This window comes from Moorena sp. SIO4G3, assembly GCF_010692305.1.
GTDB lineage: Bacteria > Cyanobacteriota > Cyanobacteriia > Cyanobacteriales > Coleofasciculaceae > Moorena > Moorena producens_A.
The window spans coordinates 1-21255 of record NZ_JAAHIG010000129.1; the positions used below are offsets into that span (position 1 = coordinate 1).

The window sequence follows — 21255 nt, forward strand, 5'->3', positions numbered from 1 at the left end:
AAGCGCGAGTGGGGGAAACCACGCCAGTTGCTCATGGGGGGAACCCCCAAGACCGCACTGGCTCCCCAAGACCGCGCTGCATCGCTTAATAAAAATCTCCCCATCTCCCCATCTCCCCATCTCCCCACACCTCCCACCCTCCCCACTCTTCCCACACTCTCCATTAATTATGGGTATTCAACCAGACTTGATATTAGTTTTGTAACACCTGATGATATAAGTCCATATATCGCTGGGCTTGCAGTTCAAGTGAATAGTCTTCCAAGGCAATAGCACGACACTGTTGTGCCATGGTTTCCCGTAGCGGTTTGTCTTCCAGTAACTGCACAATACCATTACAGAAATCTTGAATATCCTCTGGCCGAGCTAAGTAACCAGTAATACCAGGACGTACCAAATCGGGAACGCCGCCGATGTTGAAAGACACCATGGGGGTACCACAAGCCATACTCTCTTGCAGGACCACGGGAAGATTGTCGGCACGGGTGGGGAAAAGAAACAAATCAGCAGCAGAATAGGCAATGGCTTTAAAGTGATCATTGCTGGCATAACCAAGATTCAATGCTGGCATGCCAACAGTCTCAGCAATCGTTTCGCCACCACTGCCAAAGGTTAGCACTATAGTTTCCGCCTTGATAGACTGGGGTAGACTTTGCAACGCTTTCAACAGCAAATCGCCCCCCTTGCGCTTCTCGGCTAAGTTTGTGGCGGCAAACATTAGAACTGTTTTGCCCGTGGGAATGTTGAGTACAGATTTGCACTGTTGGGATTCGAGGGGCTGATAGACTTCGGTATTAATACCATTTGGAATATGGTGAATCCTAAAGCGGTTGAGCATACTTTGCTGAGCTTGCTCACAAAGCCAGCGACTGGGAGTAACAATTGTTAAGTTTGAGTGACTATAAGCCCAGTTTTTTAGCTTCCACTCTATATGAGTATTATCTTTTGGAACAGCTGGGTAAATATTTAGATCAGGACATTTTCCACAACCACGTTTCCAGCGATCGCAGTCATAGCTATAGGCACAATGTCCAGTAAAGCTCCACATATCATGGAAGGTAAACACAGCAGGTTTACGTTTAGTTAATGAAGGGATTGCTAAATAATTAAAGTATCCACGACTGCCACCATGAAGCACATGAAAATTGAGGACATCGGCGTTTTTATAAAAGCTGTGCTTAGGAATCGTAAAGGTGCCCAGTTTATTAATATAGTAAAGTCCTAGTTGTTGGGTAATCGGGGCAGTTAGTTTATCTAGAATGGCTAAACGGGCAGCATAATCTACACGATCACTAATCGTTTTGGGTCTCCAGACTAACAACCGTGAGTCTGCGCCTTGACCGAGCAAACCTTGATGGAGTCGGTAGCCTGCGATCGCGGCTCCCCCAGAAAGATCAGATTGATTGATATGTAGGACTTTCATGGTGCTCGCTAATGATTCCAGGTACTTCAACGTTGTTGATTGCTGCTCTTAACTCCTGTTCGTGTTGCAACCTACCAGCTGCATAATTTTCATAGAAAAGCTTGGAAGTAATCTGGTCTCCAAAGCCAACAATACTGGGAACATTAAACAGTAGCTTTAGGGAGACACAAGCTGTGCTGACGGCAAACACCCTGGGTTGATTATTGACCCTTGAATCTAGGGGTAGAAAAGCTTCGGCAAAAAATACCTCAAACGGTAGAAAAAAGAGGTCTGGTTCTGATAATATTATTATTTTATCAAACAATTCAGATAGGGCATCCTCCAACTTCTGGAGTTTAACATTGTCATCTCTAGGATGGGGTTTTATGACCAGTACTGTGTTTGGCTCTATACCTTCACTGATCAGGAATTCACGGTAAGCAGCGATTTCATTATCCAGAGACATTCTACGAGCCTCAGAGAAATTTGAAGTGAGTAGGATTGAAACGGGAGACTCAGCAATAGTCTTGCGAAACTGAAGAACATATTCTGGATTTACCAAACCCCTGAGCTTTTGAAACGTTTCGAGAAGCCACACTTTATTTAATGTGACAGTTTTCATAGGAGGGGATTCCCCAAACGCTTCAGGTAATAAAAAATAACCGATATCAAATTTTGGTCTAATTTTTAGATAAGTGATTAGTCGTAAACTCGTTTTTAGTTTACGAACTAATGCTTTTTGTTTTTTTTGTATATAGCTAAATAAATTAAATTTAGGTTCTGGCTTATCGGCAAATAACGCCTTTGATTTTACCGAAAAGTAAAAGCCAATACTATCACCGTAACAAAGTTTCAGGGCAGATTTGTAACTATTAATCAGTAGTTTATTTCCAAACATCCAATTCCGGCACAGGTAAATTTCATCAGCGCTGTTAGTGCCTACCATTTCATGGACTATCCGGAAAATTTTTGATGGGCTGGAATAGTCTAATCGACTCTCAATATCACTGAGTTGCTCAGGGGTGATGTACACAATTTTCTGCCACTCCCCCACTAACTCTGCTATCCTTTTGATAAAGGCGGCAAATTCATCAATTTGCCCAGGGGGAGAATAGAGATGATAAATAACAAGGTAATCTTGGTATTTAATAGTAAGGTCTTTTTGCTGTTTTTCTCTGTAACTAAGCACTGATAAGGCAGTCACTAGTTGAATGGTGCCTTGACAGGTAATGATGCGTTTAACAAGCTTAGGATTAGTCATTTGGTTTATGGAAGTAGTCAGCATTGCTCCTGGTTAACAGACAAAAGTCTGAGCACCCGAAAGCTGATAACTTGCCAAGTTATCCTAGACTTTTACTTGAGAAGCATTGCCTATTAACTCTTTCAGACGTTATCTTTCAAATCGGGATAGTGTTATTAATCACGCTCAAACCTGTGCTTTGAGCAACAGGTCACATATTTCTCGAACCGCTCCTTGCCCACCTGCTAATCTGGTAACATACACAGCACTGTCTTGGTTTTCTGGTATCCCATCAGCAACAGTTAAGGGACATCCTACAGCTTTCAGAACGGCTAAATCAATGATATCATCACCAACATAGGCGACTTGGGAAAGAGATAAACTTAACTGTTCACAGAGTTCTTTGAGGACAGTTAACTTATCTTCAATGGCAAAAAAACTGTACTTGATTCCTAGCTTGTGGACTCGATGTCGGGTTGCCGTAGAACTGCTATTGGTAATAACAGCTACCTCAATTTCAGTCTGTTGGAGTAGCCTTATCCCCATGCCATCTTTGACATTAAACTTTCTGAGTTCGTCACCGCTTTCTGTATAGTAAAGTCCGCCATCGGTCATGACTCCATCTACATCTAGAGCTAGCAGTTTGACCTGGGATAAACGTGCTTGTAATTCAGTCTCAGGGATGTTATTCATAGCAAATTTTTCGGCGTTGCTGATTCTGGGTATGGTTTCGCCCCCCTAACCCCCCAATTCTGGGGGGAAAAAAACTCTAAAAGTCCCCCGAGCGAGGGATTGCTCGCTCGGGGGATTTAGGGGGCTTCAACAAAACCATATGATCGCGCATTCATTCCATTATTAAGCAACGCAAATTTATCCGCAAATTTTACCCAATTGTAGCCTCCAAAGCTGCACGAACATTCAGAATTCCCTTGAGGACATTTTCTAGTTCCGCCAATGGTACCATATTCGGACCATCGCTAAGGGCGATGTCAGGATTTTCATGGATTTCCATGAACAGAGCATCAATGCCAACGGCAGCCGCAGCTCTGGCCAAATAGGGAACAAAGTGCCGCTGTCCACCAGATTGATCTCCCTTTCCTCCTGGCATCTGGACGCTATGAGTGGCATCAAAAACTACAGGATAACCTAACTCGCGCATCTGAGGGAGGGAGCGAAAGTCTACCACTAGGGTATTGTAACCAAAACTAGTACCCCGCTCTGTGAGTAAAATATTCTTAGCTCCCCCAGCTTCCAGTTTGGTGACCACATGCTTCATATCCCAAGGGGCAAGAAACTGACCTTTTTTGACGTTAATTGCCCTACCTGTGGCAGCCGCAGCGATTAGCAAGTCAGTTTGGCGGCACAGAAAAGCTGGGATTTGCAAGACATCGACTACTTCAGCAACCGTTGCAGCTTGGTGACTTTCGTGGATATCGGTAAGCACTGGCACACCCACCTTCTGTTTAACTTTCTGGAGAATGTCTAGACCTGTGTCTAGGGTTTGTCCCCGAAAGGAGTTGATGGAAGTTCGATTGGCTTTGTCAAAGGAAGACTTGAAGATCAAAGGAATATTTAAGCGATCGCATACTTTATGGATCTCCTCTGCCATTTTTAAGGTAAAGTCTTCCGATTCAATCACACACGGACCACCAATCAGGGTGAGTGGGCAGCGATCGCCAATCGAGAGGGTATCTGTGATTTGAGCGCGAGTCATAAATTAGTTACCAAAAAAATTGGGTTTAAAGCCCCGTCCTTCGCTGGATAGAAACCTTAGAATAAAGAAGCCTTAATTAATAAGTTTTAACCCTTATGCTCATAGCCTGCCCCCTTTAAAGGCTTCTTTATTCTTACGGTAACTTCTAGGGACGGCTTTTTTTTAAAACTTTTTCTTGACAGTTTGTACTAGGTGTGCTAGTATAAGATTATAAACAATAGACTTTTAAAAGAGATAGATACTATCTAACCATAAGTAGGCAACGTAAAAAATATGTCTGAGATACATATTGCGTAATTTAGTCTAGCGATGCAGAGGTGCGACCCGTGGCGAATTTAATTCGCCAACGGAAAGCGCACCTAAGCGGTCTTGGGGGTTTCCCCCATGAGCGACTGCATCAAGACAACGACTTTAACGTCTATGAAAAATTTAGATCTAAAAAAGTATCTATCTCTAAAAAAAAAAGTAAAGGTACGGTGGGGCACACCGAAACCTAGATCTATGATCAAAACGCTTAGGTCGAATCGGCCTCTACTCTTTCTGGTTCCGACCTGGCTGAGCAAGTCGGCTCGTTGTTCGCGTAGCGTGGCCATAGGCCAAGTAAGAATCCCCGTTCTTACAGGACGGGGAGTGTCAATTATTGTTAACTATACAATGGGTTGTAGTAATAGGTAAGCGGTCACGCATTTAAACTCCCTTGTATTAAATCAGAAAAAAACCCCTGAAACTCTTTTACCTTCTGCCTTCTGCCTTCTGCCTTAGCAAGGCAGGCTGATTAACGTCAGAAGCCAACGTAGACTATGCCTATGTAGGCATCTCATAACCGAATTGCTGCATGGTTGCACTGTGTAACTCCCAAAGAAGGCTGAGCTGGTTGTCGGTATAGTACTTTTGCCAGCCATTAGCTTTTCCAGAGCGGATATGTTGCGGGTCTTTTTTATGCAGCTCCTCAAATGAAAGTTCTTGCTTGGAGGGATTATAATCTAGACTAATCAAGGCTTTTATCTGCTGACATGCCCTGGGCCTATCCGCCAGCACATCTTCAAAGCGGAGTCTTAAAAGTCTGTCATTTAGAGAAGGTATGGCTTGATTCCAACTTTGATACCATTCACTCCACGAGCCAAATGTAACTTCTCCTCTAATTACTTCATCGAGAGTTTTAACCTCTTGCCAGAAATCCTTGATGAAATTGAAATAAGACCAAAGAACAGAACCGGGATGACGAACAGCTAAGATGACGTATTCCCCTTCAAAATATTCTTGGTAGGGTAGTTCGTGGGTTTTGATAAAGAAGGGAGATTCCTCAGCTGCCAATTTTTGGCGATTTTTCGGCGTTAGCACGCTCAAACAGCCAGGAAGTAAGTAGCGGCAATCTTTCGTATAAGGGGGCACATTCAGGTCATAAAGAGCAATCCAGTTTTCTAGATTGTTTTTATTAATTTGAGCATGCAACTTACCCCACAAAGATTTTGAAATTGTCTTGTCCTTTGGCCAACGCCAGTTTTTGATAAAATTTACGGCTCCACTAGCATAGGTCTCAGGTTTCCTACTACCTCCATAGACTACAGTCATTGGTCGCTCAAAGAAAGTTTGAATTGTTTGCTGGGTCAATGAGTTTCCAGAGCGTGGATATGAGGCAATGTAGATAATCATTTATCTATTGATAGACTTACATATTAACAGAGTTTTTAGCTACTTAGGGAAAACTGGGATCTATTCTCAATAATTTGGATAGCATCTCCAGGTTTAATGATAAATTAAGGCTTGAGCTTTAACTAAATCCTCAGGGGTATTAATCTCCAAAACTGCCTTTTCAGTAATACACACCCGAATGGCAAATCCATGTTCAAGTACTCGCAACTGCTCTAAGCCTTCACACCTCTCTAGGAGTGTGGGTGACAGTTGAGCATATTTGCTCAGGAAATCTCGCTCAAAAGCATAGAGTCCGAGATGGTGGAATACAGGTGCATCTCCAGAATTCCGGAAGTAAGGAATGGGAGCACGGGAAAAGTAGAGGGCGTGATTTTTGCGATCGCATAAAACCTTGACTGAGTTAGGGTCTTGATAGCTTGTTGCCATATCCAGAGGACAAGCAAGAGTCGTCATCGCAGGAAACTCCCCTTTGAGATAAGGACTTACCAGCTCGGTCAGCATCTGACCAGTAACAAAAGGTTGGTCTCCTTGGACATTAACGATTACCCTCATTTCCGGATAACGTTGAGCTACTTCTGCAACCCGGTCAGTACCAGTAGCATGGTCTGAGCGAGTCATTTCCACCTCTCCCCCAAACTGCCCCACACAATCGGCAACTAATTCAGAGTCAGTGGCAACTACCACCTTAGTGAAATTAGGACAACCTTTAGCTGCCTCATAAACCCTCTGCACCATTGGGCGATCGCCAATCATTGCCAAGGGTTTACCAGGAAAACGAATTGAATCATAGCGAGCAGGAATAACAGCAAGAATATTCATAAACTAAGTTACCTAACTGGTGATATAATCACGTTTATAAAATTAATTAATCAGTAGCTTTTTTAAACTCTCGTAAAGACGAGAAATCAATGGGGTGTATCTCACTTTTTTTAAAAAACTACCTGAGAAATTTCCCTTTAGTAAATCACGCCTGACATAGGAACGAGCAAAGCTTAAATCAATATCATTTTGGCTTATATAACCGCACTCCCTAGCTTCATTAAAGTACTGAAACCATAAATCTCCATAGGGATGATTGGCAGACTTCCACGGTTGAGTGTAGAGGTTTGTATAGTGGATTAACTTCGTATCCTTGTCATAGTAATCAAAGACATTCCAAAGGGGGTTTAGTTCTCCGATTTGGTAATGGTGATGAGCCAGAAAAGCCGGACTCATACGGGCAAGGTCAGGATAAGAATACAGACCTTGCTCAATTTCGTTGTAGTAGGTTTCTAAATCAAAGTTACATTTTTGACAATCGATCAGCATTACGCTCAAGCCCCAAAGGTCTTTAGCTTCAGTGCTATAAGCTCTTTTTGCCAGGAAATCACAGCCATCCAAAGGTGTGTCAAAGAGTTCACCAATATCAGTCAAACAGATAGTATCTGAGTCAATATAAATAGCTTTACCTTGATAGTTACACAGCTGTGGAATCAAATATCGATAGAGACTAAACTCAGTTGTATTGCGATATTTAACTCGTAAGGACATGGGAGCGAGATAAGGCTGATCATCATTACGTTCAATAGCATTGTGGGTGCCATTGAAAACATAAATATCCAGTTCCCTACGGCTATGCTTACGAAGAGAGTAAATTGAAACTTTCCTCTCCACTAGACTGGCTTCACCAGAGCCGATAAATACTCGCACAGGCTCTTGATTTTTCATGGCTAATTATCCTCATAGTGCTAGGGATTATGGCTCTCTAGAGTGTGGGGAAACTAAATTAGTATAAAATAATCGCTACAAAGCTTACTAAAAGAGGCTTGTAGCGATTTTCAAAAGTAATTCTTTTTAAATTTCATTGTATTCACTCCCTTGGTGTTTAAGGAGTTAAGCTAAATTAAATTATTTACTATAATCAGTCTAGGATAGCCTGGATTATTTATTAGTCATAATTTGATCAGATAAATTTAGTTAACTTTGAATAGTCTTGTCAAAAAAAATCTCCTGTTTATTGCTGTTTACTATCTTTAAATTCACCACGTTTACGAATAACCTTACCCGGTACTCCTACAACTACGGAGTAAGGCTCAACACTCTTGGTTAAAACTGTCCCAGCACCAATGACAGAACCTTTACCTATTCTGCAACCATCAAGGATTCTTACTCCCGCCCCGATCCAAACATCATCTTCTATAATGACACCTTTCTTAGTAGATGGTTGAAGGTCGATAGGCGTATCAAGATCGTCAAAAGTATAGTTTGAAGTAACAATTACAGTATGGGTAGCGATTCTGACCCAGTTTCCTATAACTAAATCCCCTGCACCATAAAGAAAACAAAAAGGGTTGACACTACAGTCACTACCAATTTTTATCTTACCCTGTGCAGATATGAGCATTGCTGAACTTCGGATAATTGAGCGATCGCCAATATGAATAGCAGAATCTTCCAAATTACATTTAAGGGTTACATTATTTTCTACAATAACTCGATTGCATAGAAATAATTTACTGAAATTATTTTTGATTACATTTTTGCCTATATAACACTCTTATAGCAATTCTACGACTTGTGAGGTACAAATTTCTGGTTTTTAGGGAGCAGGGAGCAGGGACTTCGGAGCAGGGAAGAGCTAAGAGGGAAGAGGGAAGAGGTAAGAGGGAAGAGGTAAAAACTAAGAGGATATCTGAAAAGTTTTTTTATACTGATTGTTGCCCCCCTAGCCCCCCAACTTTGGGGGGAACAAGACTCAATTTGCTTCTAAAAGTCCCCCAAAATTGGGGGATTTAGGGGGCTTGGATGTAGCCAATGAGACTTCTCAGACAACCTCTAATGTGTACCTCATGAGTCCTAGAAACGCTATACCCAAGATATCCAAGTTGGTTACGGTAATAGTTTTGTCTAATTTTATTTTGATAATTATCCCATAATTTATTGATTAAATTAAATAATTGATACATATAGCAAAGGGAATAGGGAATAGGGAATAGGGAATAGGGAATAGGGAGTAGGGAGTAGGGAGCAGGGAGCAGGGAGCAGTTGCTAGTGGTGCTTTAGGGGCGGAAAGGCTCTGATTTTTGGCTTCGTAGCCAGGGTTGGGATAGTCCGCCCCGTAACGCACCGTCAAAGTTGGCACAGTCCGTCCGATTGTAACGGGCAAGATGCCCGTTCCACCCACCAGGTCTGTAGTTTTTGCTTGAATAAATCTCAATAGAAAATCATTGGGGTAAAACTTTCCATTGTCTAGGTTGATAAAATTGACATTGAGTCATTAAAGTATTACTTTTAACTTGGAATTTGAATACTACGTGGTCGTAGATATATTTAGGTGGTTTTTGAACCCAGACTTTAGTAGAATAAGAACCTGGACGTAATCCAAGGTAAGGCATTTCTATCTGAAGCTCAACTAGTCCATTAGAAAATTTAAATATTGTGTTGTCTAGGTAACTATCTAGATTTAAGAATGGTTCACCTTCTCCAGAACTTTGTCTAATAATAATAAAAAGGGTTCCATTATCAATTTCTGTGTGAGCTTTGCACTTAACACAAAAGGATACCGGTTGACCACTGAGAGGATAGTCAATCCTATTTCCTTGTCCATCTCTAAAGTAAACGCCAATAATATCTAAACCAGTGCTTTGTTCTGCGGGTTTTTCTTTAAAGAAAACAGCTCCTTTTGATTCCTGTTTGTTATCTAGGAACAAATCTTGATCATATTGTTGCATTACCACAGGGGCTTTACCAACTGCTAGTAATTTTCCCCGTTGAAGATAAATTGCTGAATCACAAATAGATAGAATAGAATTAGGATTGTGAGCTACTAACACAAACGTTGTACCTTTATACCGTAATTCAGATAGCTTTCTATAGCATTTCATCCTAAACAGAATATCGCCAACTGCTAGCACCTCATCAATCAGAAGAATATCTGGTTCTGTATGAATTGCACTAGCGAAGCCTAACCTTGCTGCCATGCCAGAACTATAGGTTTGTACGGGCGCATCAATCGCATCGCCAATTTCCGCAAACTCTAAAACTTGATCAAACCGCTGATCAATTTCTTTTTTCGACAACCCCAAAATCGACATATTGGCATAAATATTTTCCCGCCCTGTCAAAATCGGATTAAACCCTGCTCCTAAGGCAATCAATGGTGCCAAGCGACCTTTAACTTCCACAGAGCCAACATCCGGCTTAATCAAACCACTAATAATCCGCAATAATGTCGATTTACCACTACCATTTTTTCCCACTAAGCCAATTGCTTCTCCTCGTCGCAATTGAATACTGACATCCTTAAGTGCCCAAAACTCCTTTTTCCGCAGCTTATCATCCTTCTGCCGCAATCCTAATAACTCAGTGGCAATATCATGAACCCCATATAATAAAGACCGCTTCAAGTCCCGACAAAACTTTTTAGAAACCCCATTAATCGAGAGAATGACTTCACTATCCTGGGATTTGTTCGCAAGGTCTTGCTCAGTGGTACTAATCATCATTAAGAACTCATCCTCTCAACTATAAAAGGCATGGAGAGACGATAGACAATCCAAGCTAGTAGCAATCCCACAACAGCAATTCCACTCGCCACCCAAAATCCCAGGGGATCGGAGATCACACCTGTGGTTGCCAACTCTCGTGTTGTCACCAGCAAAGGAGTGACTGGATTGAATTTCACAATAGCGCCAAATACCCCCTCACTAGGAACTGGATAGACAACTGGAGTCAGAAATAACCAAAATCCAGTTGCCAAAGTAAGACCCATATAAAAATCTTTATACAAGGCTCCCATCGGGGCTAATAACAAGCCAATAAATGTTCCAAAAAAGACAAGATTAATCAAAGCAACTGGTGCTATAATCACGCTCCAACTTACTGGCATCTTGAACCAGATAAACAAGCCCACAATCAGAATTAACTTGATACCAAAGTTAAAAAATACTTGACCGAGTTTGCTAAGAATAATCGCTTCACGGGGGAAATTAATTTTAGCCAACATTGCCTTGGCCTGGGTCACGGCTTGGACAGGACCATTCAGTGTTTCCACAAAAGTCTGCCACAGGGTCATGCTAAACATCACATAAGCTGGATAGGGCAACTCCGTGCTACCAACATTAATCACCCCGTTACTCTTAGCCATAGTAAAGCCAACAGCTGTCACAATTGGTGGTATAAAAGCCCAGACAATTCCCAGAAATGACTGGCGGTATTGGGCACTGATATCCCGCACCAGAAGTCGCCAAGCTAGTTCCCTAGAAGCTAGCAAGTCTCGCCCCATCTCTTGAAATAATTGAAGCGGATGCCTCATCTTACTCTCAGGAGTATAAACCACCCTGGGTAATCTCTGATCTGATCCTTTAGTCCGTTTCAAAACTATCTCCTCACTTTTCTAGCAGTTATCAATTGGGTGAGGTACAAATTTTCTGGTTTCAGGGAGTAGGGAGCAGGGAGTAGGGAGCAGGGAGTAGGGAGCAGGGAGTAGGGAGTAGGGAGTAGGGAGCAGAAATACAGGTTATATTTAAAAGTTTAATCTAGGTTAAATCTAGAGTTATCCCTGATAATAATTATCTGTTAACTTATTCAAAAACTATCTGTTAAATCTGGATAGTTTAACCAATTAAGTAAATTCATTGGTTCAGAAAAAAAACTATAAGCTGTTGCCCATTTAAATTGGATTTTATTCAGTTAAAAAACAAACCGTGTCTTGATCCAAAGCGCGCATGAGGAGGGAATAAAGATTAGCTTATTTATAGCGGTAAAACTCAAGACAACCCATACAGGGCAATAACCAGTGGCGGAATAATCAACGCCATCAACAAACTTAATGGGGCACCCACCCTAGCAAAATCCAAAAACCTGTAACCCCCTGGCCCATAAACCATGGTATTGGTCTGATACCCAATCGGAGTCATAAAACTATTGGATGCGGCAAACATCACCGTAAACATAAACGCTAAAGGATTCAGACTCAAACTCTTAGCTACCTCCACAGCAATCGGCAATAGTAACACTACCGAAGCATTGTTAGACAGCACCTCTGTAATCATGACAGTAACCACATAGAACAGTGTTAACAACCAATAACCAGGAAGATTACCCCCTAGTGCCACTAGATTTTCGGCTAACCATTCAGTTGTGCCTGACTGCTTCATCGCTATCCCCAAAGGAATTAACCCAGCCAGCAGGAAAATAATATCCCAGCGTACTGTTCCGTAAAGTTCCCCAGGTTTGAGACAACCAGTGATCACCATCAACACCACTCCCAACAAGGCACTCACCATAATCGTTAGCACATTAAAGGCAGCTGCTAAGACTACCCCGACACTAATTGCGATCGCAATCCCTGCTTTGTCTCGCCGTAGGGTTTCTAAATCTCGCTGTCCAATCACCAACAAATCTCGACTGGTTTGCAATCCCAACAAACTTTGCCTCGGCCCTTGTACCAACAGCACATCACCAAAGTGCAAGGAAACTCGTCCAAGTCTTTCTCTGACCAGTTCCTGTCCCCGTCGAATTGCCAAAACCGTACCGTTATAGCGTTGCCGAAACCGCATATCCTTTAAGGTTGAGCCAATTAAATTAGAGTTAGCCAGGATCAACACCTCAGCAATCCCCTCCTCCCCAGAGGTAAGACCGGTTTCCAACGGTTGCTGTCCAAATTGGACATCAGCTAAGATTTCTATCCCTCGTTGATCTTTGACTCTCAGCAGACACTCCCGACCAGACCTCACAATCAAAATATCCCCTGGTCGCAATACTTTATCTGCCAGCGGTTGGGGAAAACGGCTACCATTGCGAATCAGTTCCAAAACGTCCAAATCAAACTTCCGCTGGATTTCACTGGCACGTAGGCTTTGCCCCACTAGGCTGGAATCTGGTGTAATTACAATTTCACTGACATACTCTTTGAGATTATAGTCTTGAGTGACAATACCATTGCTAGCTACTTTACGGTTGGGCAAAAGTCGGGGTGCCACTAGAGCCAAATATGCCAATCCTACGGTAAATGTAATTAGCCCCAATTGGGTGAATTGAAACAAGCTGAAATCACCATAGCCCAACTGTTTAGACAACCCACTGGCCAAGACATTAGTGGAGGTGCCAATGGTAGTGATCATGCCCCCTAAGATAGTGACAAAGGATAAGGGCATCAAAAGCCTAGAAGGGGAAATACTTTGCTTGCGGCACCAATCTTCTACAATAGGAAGTAGTACAGCTACCACAGCGGTATTGTTAATGAAGCCCGTTATCGGACCAGCAATCATTCCCATGGTAAAGATTTGCTGGGTTGACTCCTTGCCTCCCCACTTCAGCAGTAGGTCATTCACGATTTGAAGCGCCCCAGTTCGGGCAATCCCAGCACTGAGGATAAACATAGCCATCACAGTGATCGTGGCAGGGTTGCCAAAACCGGAGATTCCCTGTTCTGGGGTGACTAGCTTTAGAAGCATCAGTAACACCATCACTGCGATCGCAGTGATATCCACTGGCATCCATTCCCTAATGAAACTGATTAAAGCTAGTACAACAACGCTCAGGGTAAGAAAAATAGTCATAGATAGCGTAGGATCTCACCAAAAAAGACTACCTTAATTAGGTAGCTCATGGACATCAATCAAACATTTTTATAAATTTACCTATCCATGGAATTTATCTCGCCATAGGATTCAATAACGCTATTAGTTAGCGTATCCTTCATCAAATCTATAATTTATAGTTATAGATTTGATCAGAATCCTTAGGATATCAAATTAATTTAAAGGTAACTTCATAACTTCATAACTTCGGAACTTCGGAACAATAATGTACTAGTCTTTATTCCCCGAATTCATCCGTAGTTATGAAGTTAATTATTCCTTATAATCTAGTCAAGTAGAGCCCTTAATTAAAACTTTAAATTAAGACAGCCTTTGTTTAAAAAACTTTAATAATAAACTGTCAATTATTGTTGACTGTTGACCGTTAACGGTTGACCGTTGACTGTTAATCCTACCATCTCGCCAAGCAAAAAATCAATTAAATTAAAATTGAATAAACTCCTGCGAGTCCCTCTGAGTCTGCCAGGAGAATAGATACTGGAGTAGGGGAGTAGGGGATATTCCATGTCCGTCCCCATTCCCCCATCCCCCCATATTCTTCAAAGTAAAGCGTGGTAGCTCACGCTTCGAGCAATTCTCCACTTCCCATCAAGCAGAATTCCCAGAGGGATCACCCTGACTACCCTTCTCAATACGCTTGATCGGTTTCGGTCTTGGTGTTTGGGGTTTGGGTGCTGTGGCTGTAGCCGCGCCATCCTTTTTACGAGCAGGGCGTGGCTTCGGGTAACTCTTTTTAGGACCAAAACGTTTCTTATTTTTATTAAATGGTTTCCTCTTTGGTCCTTTTTTGTTGAGAAAACCAATATCATTTCCTTCCTGGATTACCAGGGTATTGGCTTGCAGCTGTGCATGTAAATCCCAAAAATGACCAACGACCCTTTCTCCCAGGCAACCCTTAAGCTTTAACTTGAAAAACTTAGGCTTATCTGACTCTTTACGAGGTAATTGCCTAATTTTAACAACGACTTGTTCATTCTCCCGCGAATGGTAGATCACCTCGCCACGAATGGAAAAATAGCCATCCTTAGGAATCGGTTCCACCTCAGCTTCTGAGCAGTCATTTGATGTCTCCACTTCTGCTTCGGACTGAGCAACTCCCGAGTCAGTTGTTTCAGCTTCAGCTGTGGGTTCGAGAGTTTCTGGTTCCCAGACGCCAACAATTTGGACATGTAAGTTATCGTCTGCTTGCCTGATGCGGGGATAGACAACCCAGAGGTGGGGCTGATTGAGATCTAAGTGATTCTTGACCAAACTCATGACCCGACCGAGTAACACCGCATCAATCAAGGTTCCATCTGCCGCTACAAGTGTTCCCCTGGTCAACTGCTCTGCGGAAGGCATATATTTGCCATTGACCAGACCGATGGCGCGGTATTGCCTAGGTTCACTGGGGGCAGGAATTGGGTGCTGTCTTGAGAGCTGACTTGAGAGCTGACTTGAGACCTGACTTGAGACCTGAGTAGTTACTGTCCCATTAGATTCAGCTAAGGGATCTGATTTGGTGGTATCTTGAGAGCCACCAGTTGGTGTTTCTGGGGGCTGGTTTTGCACACTGGATACTTCCGGTGGTTCGATTCGAGACGACTCAGCTGAGTCGGGAAGCCCATTCACAGACGAATTCATATAACCTCCTAGCGGCGGAGACACATTCCCATGGGTGGTTTTGACTGACATTGGCAGCATTGTCTTGTCAACATGTTCCAGCTTTCCGGTGTCCTTTCCAGAAAAAATTCTTCTGGACTGTTGCCACCAAAAAACTGGAGGGTGAGCGCACTTGGTACTAGTCTACCCACTGTACAGAATGCAGTGAGATAAAGCTTAGATCCGCAAAGTTTATGGAATCTTTAATCTGAGCGGTTTCTAGCCGATTTAAATGAGCTTTAATGCTAGCTTATTTAAATAGATGGGATTGATGGGAGGAGACAATAAAGCTCCCCAAATCGTTTCATCAAAGAAAATCGGTCCCAAACCCCGTCCTTCGTTCGACGGCTTTGTGTTAGAATAATACAAGACGCGATGACCCGGAAAGGAAGGGTGAAACTCCCAGCAGTGGGACGCTTTGGTTAAATGGGAGATACTCGAAATGGGTACTCGGTCAAAAGACTCCAACTCCAGCCCAATGCCACGCACAAGTCTTTTTCGAGAGCGAATCAAATTACTTCCAAAAAAGTAGACTCAATGGCCATGTGCCGGAGAGAGTAGAGGCAATTGGTACCGCCAAGTGGACTATCAACCCCATGTTGGTAGTTGCTACGAGCAATGCCCCAAAAGGGTACCTCCGCTAAAGAATCCTCGTCCCTTCAGGCCGGGGAGTATCAAAATGGGAATAGAGTTAAAGAAAGTTTTGTGTCTCAAAAGCGCAGTCTGTGGATCAAAATAGTGCTAGTACTAGCTGTGCTAGCCTTTATCGGTATTTCGATGATTCCTTTGCTAGGGAATATTTTCAAGGATAATCCCGCCTCTGTTGGGGCAACACCTACAGCTACACCAAATATTTCTGCCCAGCAGCAAGCAGAACTAGAAGCTCAAGCCAAGGGTTATGAACTAGTCTTGCAGCGAGAACCAGAAAATTTAACGGCTTTGAGAGGTCTGCTGGAGATACGGCTGCAGCTCAGAGACATCAAAGGCACCATTGAACCCCTAGAAAAGTTAGCCAAACTCAATACAGACCAGACAGATTATGGAGTCTTGCTGGCTCAGGTAAAACAACAAATTGGCGATCGCGAAGGAGCAGCTCAAGCCTATCGGGACATATTAAACGCTAAGCCTGGGGATATGAATGCTCTGCAAGGGTTAGTTAGTTTGCTAACCCAGGAAAACCGCCCAGAAGCAGCCATCGGTTTGCTGCAAGACACCTTAAAAAGTTCCCAGCAAGTCAATGAGATTAAACCTGGGAGCATTGATGTCATTTCTGTGCAGTTGTTGTTAGGTCAAGTTTACGCGAATCAGAAGCGTTATGACGAAGCCACAGCTATATATGACCAGGCGATCAAAGGCAGCCAAGATGACTGGAGACCAGTGCTAGCTAAAGCCATGATTTTTAAAGAACAGGGTAACACTGAAAAGGCTAAACCCCTGTTTGACCAGGCTGCATCCCTAGCACCAGCCAAGTACAAAGACCAAGTCAAACAGTTGGCAGCCGAAACTCCAGAAACTCCAGAAACTCCAGAAACTCCAGAAAATTAGTCATTGGCCAAAGCGTGATTAGTCATGAGTAACCAACACAGAGTAGGAGCGTCACTTACTCATGACTCGACCACTGAGGCAGTCTCGGACTAGTAATCAATACTTCCGCTCTTTCGGTTCAAACAAGGTAATGCTGACCGGTTTATATTGCAGGTCAATACCTGCAGATGAGTAAAACGCTAGGGTGTGTTTGAGAAAATTGGGATCATCCCGTTGGGGATAATCCTCCCGGCTATGGGCACCCCGGCTTTCTCGTCGGTTCAGAGCAGAGGTAAGAATAATTTCTCCGACTATCATTAAATTGCGCAGTTCCAAGGCTTCGATAATTTCAGTGTTCCAGCAGTTGCCTTTGTCATCCAAATAAATTTGCTGGTACTGTTGTTTGAATTCTTCGAGTTGGTTTAATCCTTCCTCCATGGACGCTTGGTTACGGAAAACGCCACAGAATTGGGTCATACAGTCTTGGAAGGCTTGACGCAACTGGTTAAGCCGTAAGGTGCCAGATTTTTCCACAAGGGCTTTGATTTTTGCCTGGGCTGCATTGAGGTAGGATTGCTCGTCAATGTCTGGTAACTTCCGGTCTTGGACGTATTTTGCGATCGCAGCACCAGTTCTTTTGCCATAAACCACACATTCCAACAGGGAATTACTCCCGAGGCGATTTGCCCCATGAACAGAGATACAGGCTGATTCCCCAGCGGCAAAGAAGCCCTCAATTAACCCATCTTTACCACTATGAACTTGTCCATCGGTGTTGACAGGGATTCCCCCCATGGAATAGTGGGCAGTTGGTCGTACTGGCATTGGTTGATGTACTGCGTCAATACCAACCAATCGATGGGCTTCTTCCCAGCAAAAGGGAATCCGACTCATAATCTTTTCTTTGCCCATGTGGCGCAGGTCAAGGTAAACAAAAGGTCCACCTGCACTGCCATCAGGATGAATGCCACGACCAGCTCTGAGTTCTAGGGTAATTGCTCTTGAAGTAATATCCCGGGGTGCCAGTTCCATTTGTTTGGGGGCGTAGTCGCTCATAAAGCGATCGCCTTCTGAGTTAATCAGATAAGCCCCTTCCCCTCGTACCGCCTCAGAAATCAAAACTCCTACCGGATACAAGCCCGTAGGGTGAAACTGTACAAACTCCATATCTTCCAAAGGCACCCCAGCCAGAGCTGACATTCCCAGACCATCCCCAGTGGAGGCAAAGTCATTGGAGGTCGTATTAAATACCCGTCCATAACCCCCGGTAGCAAACATGACCGCTTTTGCCCGTACTACTTCCACCTTCGTGTCTAGGAGCTGGAACATCACCACCCCTTTTGCCTGACCCTCTTCCAAAATCAGCTGCATAACGTACCACTCATCGTAGAGTTTTACACCGTTATGGCGGAGATTGTTAACCAGTTCATGTAAAATGGCGTGACCCGTCTTATCTGCCGCGTAGCAAGTGCGGCGATGGGAATGACCTCCAAAAGCCCTCTGAGCAATCCGACCATCGGGTAAGCGGGAAAACAGAACCCCCATGTGTTCCAGCTCAATGACCACCTCTGGAGCCTCTTTGGTGAGGATTTCTACTGCATCCTGGTCTGCCAAGTAGTCAGACCCTTTAACCGTGTCAAAGGCATGGGCTTCCCAGCTATCGGACGCATCAACATTCTTCAGAGTAGCTGCCATACCCCCTTGGGCAGCCACCGAATGGGAACGAATGGGGTGAGTTTTAGCCACAAGAGCGACATCCAGCTTAGGCTCAGAGCGTTTAATCTCTAAAGCAGCGCGACATCCAGCTAATCCCCCACCGACAATAATGACATCGTGTTCTAGCATCTCGCTCGTATTATGGAATCCGAATTCCTATTTTAGGCTCTAGGTTCTAGCCTCTAGGCATCTAGCGTCTAGGATTACGGAAAAAGGAAGTTATCCTCCTCAAGTACGGAGGCTCTCAACTCCCCTTCCCCGGGTTGCGGAAAAAGCCGGGGATGGTTGGGATTCTCTTCAACCGGTCGCCTCAATCGGTTTCTGTCTAGGCGCTCTGCCTCCAGCTGTTGATGTGGTTTCCTCCTCTTCCATCTGAGCAATTTCAATATGGTTTAACAATGTAGTCACGAAGGCAAAGAGCAGGAAGGGCAGAGATAGTACCAAAATCAGCCCGACAGTTGCCAGAGCGTAAATTTGGCGGTCAGCACTCCAAAGAGCTAAGGCTGAGGCGAGACTCAGGAAAATTACGATTAACCAAACCATAATTTGTCCATAAATGTCACCAAAGCTTAGGGTGCATACAATGCGATATCGTTGTAAGTTATCCATGGAATCTCTTGACACATTTCTTTATTTTTGTGACATACTCCCGACGCTGACAAGGGCTGTACAGCGCGGGCTTCTTACCAACTCCAGCCATCGCTATCGGGCAAAGCCTGACGCGGGGCGCGAACGGATACAAGGCCAAAGGCCACGCGGGGCGCGTCAGGCCTTTGGCCACGCGGGGCGCGTTCGGTAAGCTTTATTAACGACACGGTCAGAAGTTACCGCAAGAAGAGGGCAGCCTTGATGGTTAGGAGGCTTGGCTGAAAGGGTTAAAACTTTATGATTAAGGCTGCCCTGTCAGCCATGCAAAGCGCGAGTGGGGGAAACCCCCTGTTCCCTTGCTGCATCGCTCTTCTAAGGTTTCGCCTCCGGAATGCCCCGACCCACGCCTTACAATACAAGAAGTTCATTAACCAAAGTACTGCAGGCGCGCACCGCCACGGGAATTTAATTCGCCGTTCGCGTTTGGCCGTAGGTCACGCGGGGCGCGTTCGCGCAGCGTCGGGCTTTGCCCAAAAGCGTCGCCTACGGCGAACGGTTCGCGCACCTATAGAATTTTACCCATTCACAGATAACTCAAACTATCGAGTTTTTCTAAATGGAACCCCATATTCTTTGTTGTCAAGGTTTAATTAGTAGGTGGCGATTAGCTCTTAAATTTGATGTCCCTACTATACCTAGTATGTCACAGTTAATTCGCAAGCTCCGTTGGGACCCTTGCCCGGCACTTTACCCGACACTTATCCTATCGGGTAAAGTGCCGGGCTTCTCGCGGTTTAGCTAAGCATATGCTTGTGATCAAGGTTTGGGGGATTTCTCAATAATTTTTAAGAGAACCGCAACATCACTTTACATTTAGATTTACATTTAGTCATTAGTAATTAATCCTTAGTCCTATGTATTTTGTGAGGCAGACTAAGCCGGATGGTATTGACTTTTAACTAATAATCAATGACCAAAAAGCGCCCTCGGTAGGATTTGAACCTACGACCGAGGGATTAGAAATCCCTAGCTCTATCCACTGAGCTACGAGGGCATAGCTATATCATACATCAGAAAAAACTGTTTTTGCTTGGCTGGTGATCGAGTAACAGTCTCTGTGTGCCTAATACCTAGTCTGATCAAGGCGCTTTGGGGGGATTTACTCCTGTAATGGTAAACAAAATATAAGCACTATACCAATTTAAAACGAGACAGTCAAGGTCAAGCAGAAACAGGGAACTTCGGATCAAGGAACAATGGCTCGGGTAACAGAAGGCAGTGCTTGTTAACCGTTGCCCGTTGCCCGTTACCGATCTCAGGATAGCTTTCAGGTTAAGTCGATAGCCACCACAATTATCGATTGCTTGTCTCAATTAGCAGTAAGACTCAAGGCACTTCGCTCGAACCCGAGTTAAGGTAGGTAAATAGTCAGTGTCACTGATCAGAACTTAGTCAGACCCTGTCACAAGGATTCTGATCAGGAGATAGTGACTAGTACTCTGTCAAAATTGAATTGAGGGGTAAACTATACTTTTCCGGATTAGGCACGCTTTTACTAGGCATTAGGTATGACTTAACACCCTGCCACCTTGCCAGCTTGCCACTTTGCCACCTTGCCCTAACCCTCAAAACTAAATTGACAGAGTACTAGGGGGTTAGAACACTTCGTCAACAGCACCCCCTGACCCTCTCAGGAGTCATGTGCCAGTATCATGTTTATTTTGAAAAGGCAGGATGTTGAAATCTCTAGTATTCAGCACCCACAGAGGGAGCAGCAAATCCCAATTCTCAATTACCAGGGGCAAACCTTTCGCCTGCTCAGTGTATTTGGTGCCACTCAGGAAGAGGAAGCCATAGCTTTCTGGCGAGACCTCACCGATCATCGGGGAAAAGCTTGTGTATTGTTGGAAGAACCTGAGCGCTACAGCGTTTGGGGAAAAATCCGTCTGGAGCAATTAGGGACTGAACCCAGCTCTGGGGGCACTAGGGGATCCTACATTCAAGCCTGTATTTTGCTACTACAGACGGTGTATATGGATGTGGAAGACTTCTTAGGAGCTAGACAAGCTGGGTTGTTTCAGAAGGATATCGCCAAGATCTTGATAGATTCAAACTTTCCCCAGGTTCAATCGACCCAAGCTGTACAACAATTGCTCAAAATCGACCCCCTTACCAACTCTGATTTTCCTACCTG

20 protein-coding genes and 1 tRNA gene are annotated in these 21255 nt (G+C 43.9%); 4 read left to right on the plus strand and 17 right to left on the minus strand.

Annotated elements, in window-relative coordinates; genetic code table 11:
* Positions 1 to 193: 193 nt before the first annotated feature.
* The 4 genes from F6J99_RS21780 to kdsA all read right to left on the minus strand — a co-directional run bounded on the left by F6J99_RS21780 (position 194) and on the right by kdsA (position 4356).
* Positions 194 to 1423, minus strand: coding sequence for a glycosyltransferase family 4 protein (locus tag F6J99_RS21780; RefSeq protein ID WP_293115242.1), 1230 nt, complete (start codon positions 1421 to 1423; stop codon positions 194 to 196).
* The gene (locus F6J99_RS21785; RefSeq protein ID WP_293115244.1) at positions 1395 to 2687 is read right to left on the minus strand and encodes a polysialyltransferase family glycosyltransferase; all 1293 of its coding nucleotides are present in this window, start codon (positions 2685 to 2687) and stop codon (positions 1395 to 1397) included. Before F6J99_RS21785 ends, F6J99_RS21780 begins: the two co-directional genes overlap by 29 nt.
* A gap of 141 nt (positions 2688 to 2828) precedes the next feature.
* Positions 2829 to 3335 (minus strand): HAD-IIIA family hydrolase, encoded by a 507-nt coding sequence (locus F6J99_RS21790; protein ID WP_293115246.1) that lies wholly within the window; start codon positions 3333 to 3335, stop codon positions 2829 to 2831.
* Between the two features lie 190 nt (positions 3336 to 3525).
* Positions 3526 to 4356 carry a 3-deoxy-8-phosphooctulonate synthase gene (gene kdsA, locus F6J99_RS21795; protein ID WP_293115248.1) on the minus strand — a complete coding sequence of 277 codons (831 nt, stop codon included), beginning with the start codon at positions 4354 to 4356 and terminating at the stop codon, positions 3526 to 3528.
* A 326-nt stretch (positions 4357 to 4682) separates the two neighbouring features.
* On the opposite strand from kdsA, the gene F6J99_RS21800 reads away from it, so the two are divergent.
* Complete coding sequence (locus tag F6J99_RS21800) at positions 4683 to 4853, plus strand: hypothetical protein (protein WP_158517651.1); 171 nt, start codon at positions 4683 to 4685, stop codon at positions 4851 to 4853.
* Positions 4854 to 5160: 307 nt separating this feature from the next.
* On the opposite strand, the gene F6J99_RS21805 is transcribed toward F6J99_RS21800, so the two are convergent.
* The 10 genes from F6J99_RS21805 to F6J99_RS21850 all read right to left on the minus strand — a co-directional run bounded on the left by F6J99_RS21805 (position 5161) and on the right by F6J99_RS21850 (position 15215).
* Positions 5161 to 6009 (minus strand): sulfotransferase domain-containing protein, encoded by an 849-nt coding sequence (locus F6J99_RS21805; protein WP_293115251.1) that lies wholly within the window; start codon positions 6007 to 6009, stop codon positions 5161 to 5163.
* Positions 6010 to 6102: 93 nt separating this feature from the next.
* The gene (kdsB, locus tag F6J99_RS21810) at positions 6103 to 6828 is read right to left on the minus strand and encodes a 3-deoxy-manno-octulosonate cytidylyltransferase (RefSeq protein ID WP_293115253.1); all 726 of its coding nucleotides are present in this window, start codon (positions 6826 to 6828) and stop codon (positions 6103 to 6105) included.
* 42 nt (positions 6829 to 6870) lie between these two features.
* On the minus strand, positions 6871 to 7716 hold the full coding sequence (locus F6J99_RS21815; RefSeq protein WP_293115255.1) for a glycosyltransferase: 846 nt from the start codon (positions 7714 to 7716) through the stop codon (positions 6871 to 6873).
* A gap of 286 nt (positions 7717 to 8002) precedes the next feature.
* A complete protein-coding gene (locus F6J99_RS21820; RefSeq protein WP_293115257.1) occupies positions 8003 to 8446 on the minus strand; it encodes an acyltransferase in 444 nt (147 codons plus the stop codon).
* Positions 8447 to 8932: 486 nt separating this feature from the next.
* Positions 8933 to 9205, minus strand: coding sequence for a hypothetical protein (locus tag F6J99_RS21825; RefSeq protein WP_293115259.1), 273 nt, complete (start codon positions 9203 to 9205; stop codon positions 8933 to 8935).
* Positions 9206 to 9212: 7 nt separating this feature from the next.
* The gene (locus tag F6J99_RS21830; protein ID WP_293115261.1) at positions 9213 to 10493 is read right to left on the minus strand and encodes an ABC transporter ATP-binding protein; all 1281 of its coding nucleotides are present in this window, start codon (positions 10491 to 10493) and stop codon (positions 9213 to 9215) included.
* On the minus strand, positions 10493 to 11365 hold the full coding sequence (locus tag F6J99_RS21835; RefSeq protein WP_293059921.1) for an ABC transporter permease: 873 nt from the start codon (positions 11363 to 11365) through the stop codon (positions 10493 to 10495). Before F6J99_RS21835 ends, F6J99_RS21830 begins: the two co-directional genes overlap by 1 nt.
* Before the next feature lie 391 nt (positions 11366 to 11756).
* Positions 11757 to 13550, minus strand: a complete 1794-nt coding sequence (locus F6J99_RS21840) for an SLC13 family permease (RefSeq protein WP_293115263.1) — start codon at positions 13548 to 13550, stop codon at positions 11757 to 11759.
* A gap of 386 nt (positions 13551 to 13936) precedes the next feature.
* Positions 13937 to 14110 (minus strand): hypothetical protein, encoded by a 174-nt coding sequence (locus F6J99_RS21845; protein ID WP_158069870.1) that lies wholly within the window; start codon positions 14108 to 14110, stop codon positions 13937 to 13939.
* A gap of 70 nt (positions 14111 to 14180) precedes the next feature.
* A complete protein-coding gene (locus F6J99_RS21850) occupies positions 14181 to 15215 on the minus strand; it encodes a hypothetical protein (protein ID WP_293115265.1) in 1035 nt (344 codons plus the stop codon).
* A gap of 636 nt (positions 15216 to 15851) precedes the next feature.
* Between F6J99_RS21850 and F6J99_RS21855 the strand changes: the two genes are divergently transcribed.
* Complete coding sequence (locus F6J99_RS21855) at positions 15852 to 16778, plus strand: tetratricopeptide repeat protein (RefSeq protein ID WP_149031348.1); 927 nt, start codon at positions 15852 to 15854, stop codon at positions 16776 to 16778.
* A 96-nt stretch (positions 16779 to 16874) separates the two neighbouring features.
* On the opposite strand, the gene F6J99_RS21860 is transcribed toward F6J99_RS21855, so the two are convergent.
* Positions 16875 to 18602, minus strand: coding sequence for a succinate dehydrogenase/fumarate reductase flavoprotein subunit (locus F6J99_RS21860; protein WP_293115269.1), 1728 nt, complete (start codon positions 18600 to 18602; stop codon positions 16875 to 16877).
* A gap of 168 nt (positions 18603 to 18770) precedes the next feature.
* Complete coding sequence (locus F6J99_RS21865; protein WP_293115275.1) at positions 18771 to 19082, minus strand: hypothetical protein; 312 nt, start codon at positions 19080 to 19082, stop codon at positions 18771 to 18773.
* A gap of 276 nt (positions 19083 to 19358) precedes the next feature.
* Here F6J99_RS21865 and F6J99_RS21870 point away from each other — a divergent pair, with 276 nt between their 5' ends.
* Positions 19359 to 19715, plus strand: a complete 357-nt coding sequence (locus F6J99_RS21870) for a hypothetical protein (protein WP_293115271.1) — start codon at positions 19359 to 19361, stop codon at positions 19713 to 19715.
* 327 nt (positions 19716 to 20042) lie between these two features.
* On the opposite strand, the gene F6J99_RS21875 is transcribed toward F6J99_RS21870, so the two are convergent.
* A tRNA-Arg gene (locus F6J99_RS21875) sits at positions 20043 to 20115 on the minus strand.
* A 658-nt stretch (positions 20116 to 20773) separates the two neighbouring features.
* On the opposite strand from F6J99_RS21875, the gene F6J99_RS21880 reads away from it, so the two are divergent.
* Positions 20774 to 21255, plus strand: a 482-nt coding sequence (locus F6J99_RS21880) for an Npun_F0813 family protein (protein ID WP_293115273.1), incomplete at its 3' end; no start/stop codon positions are given.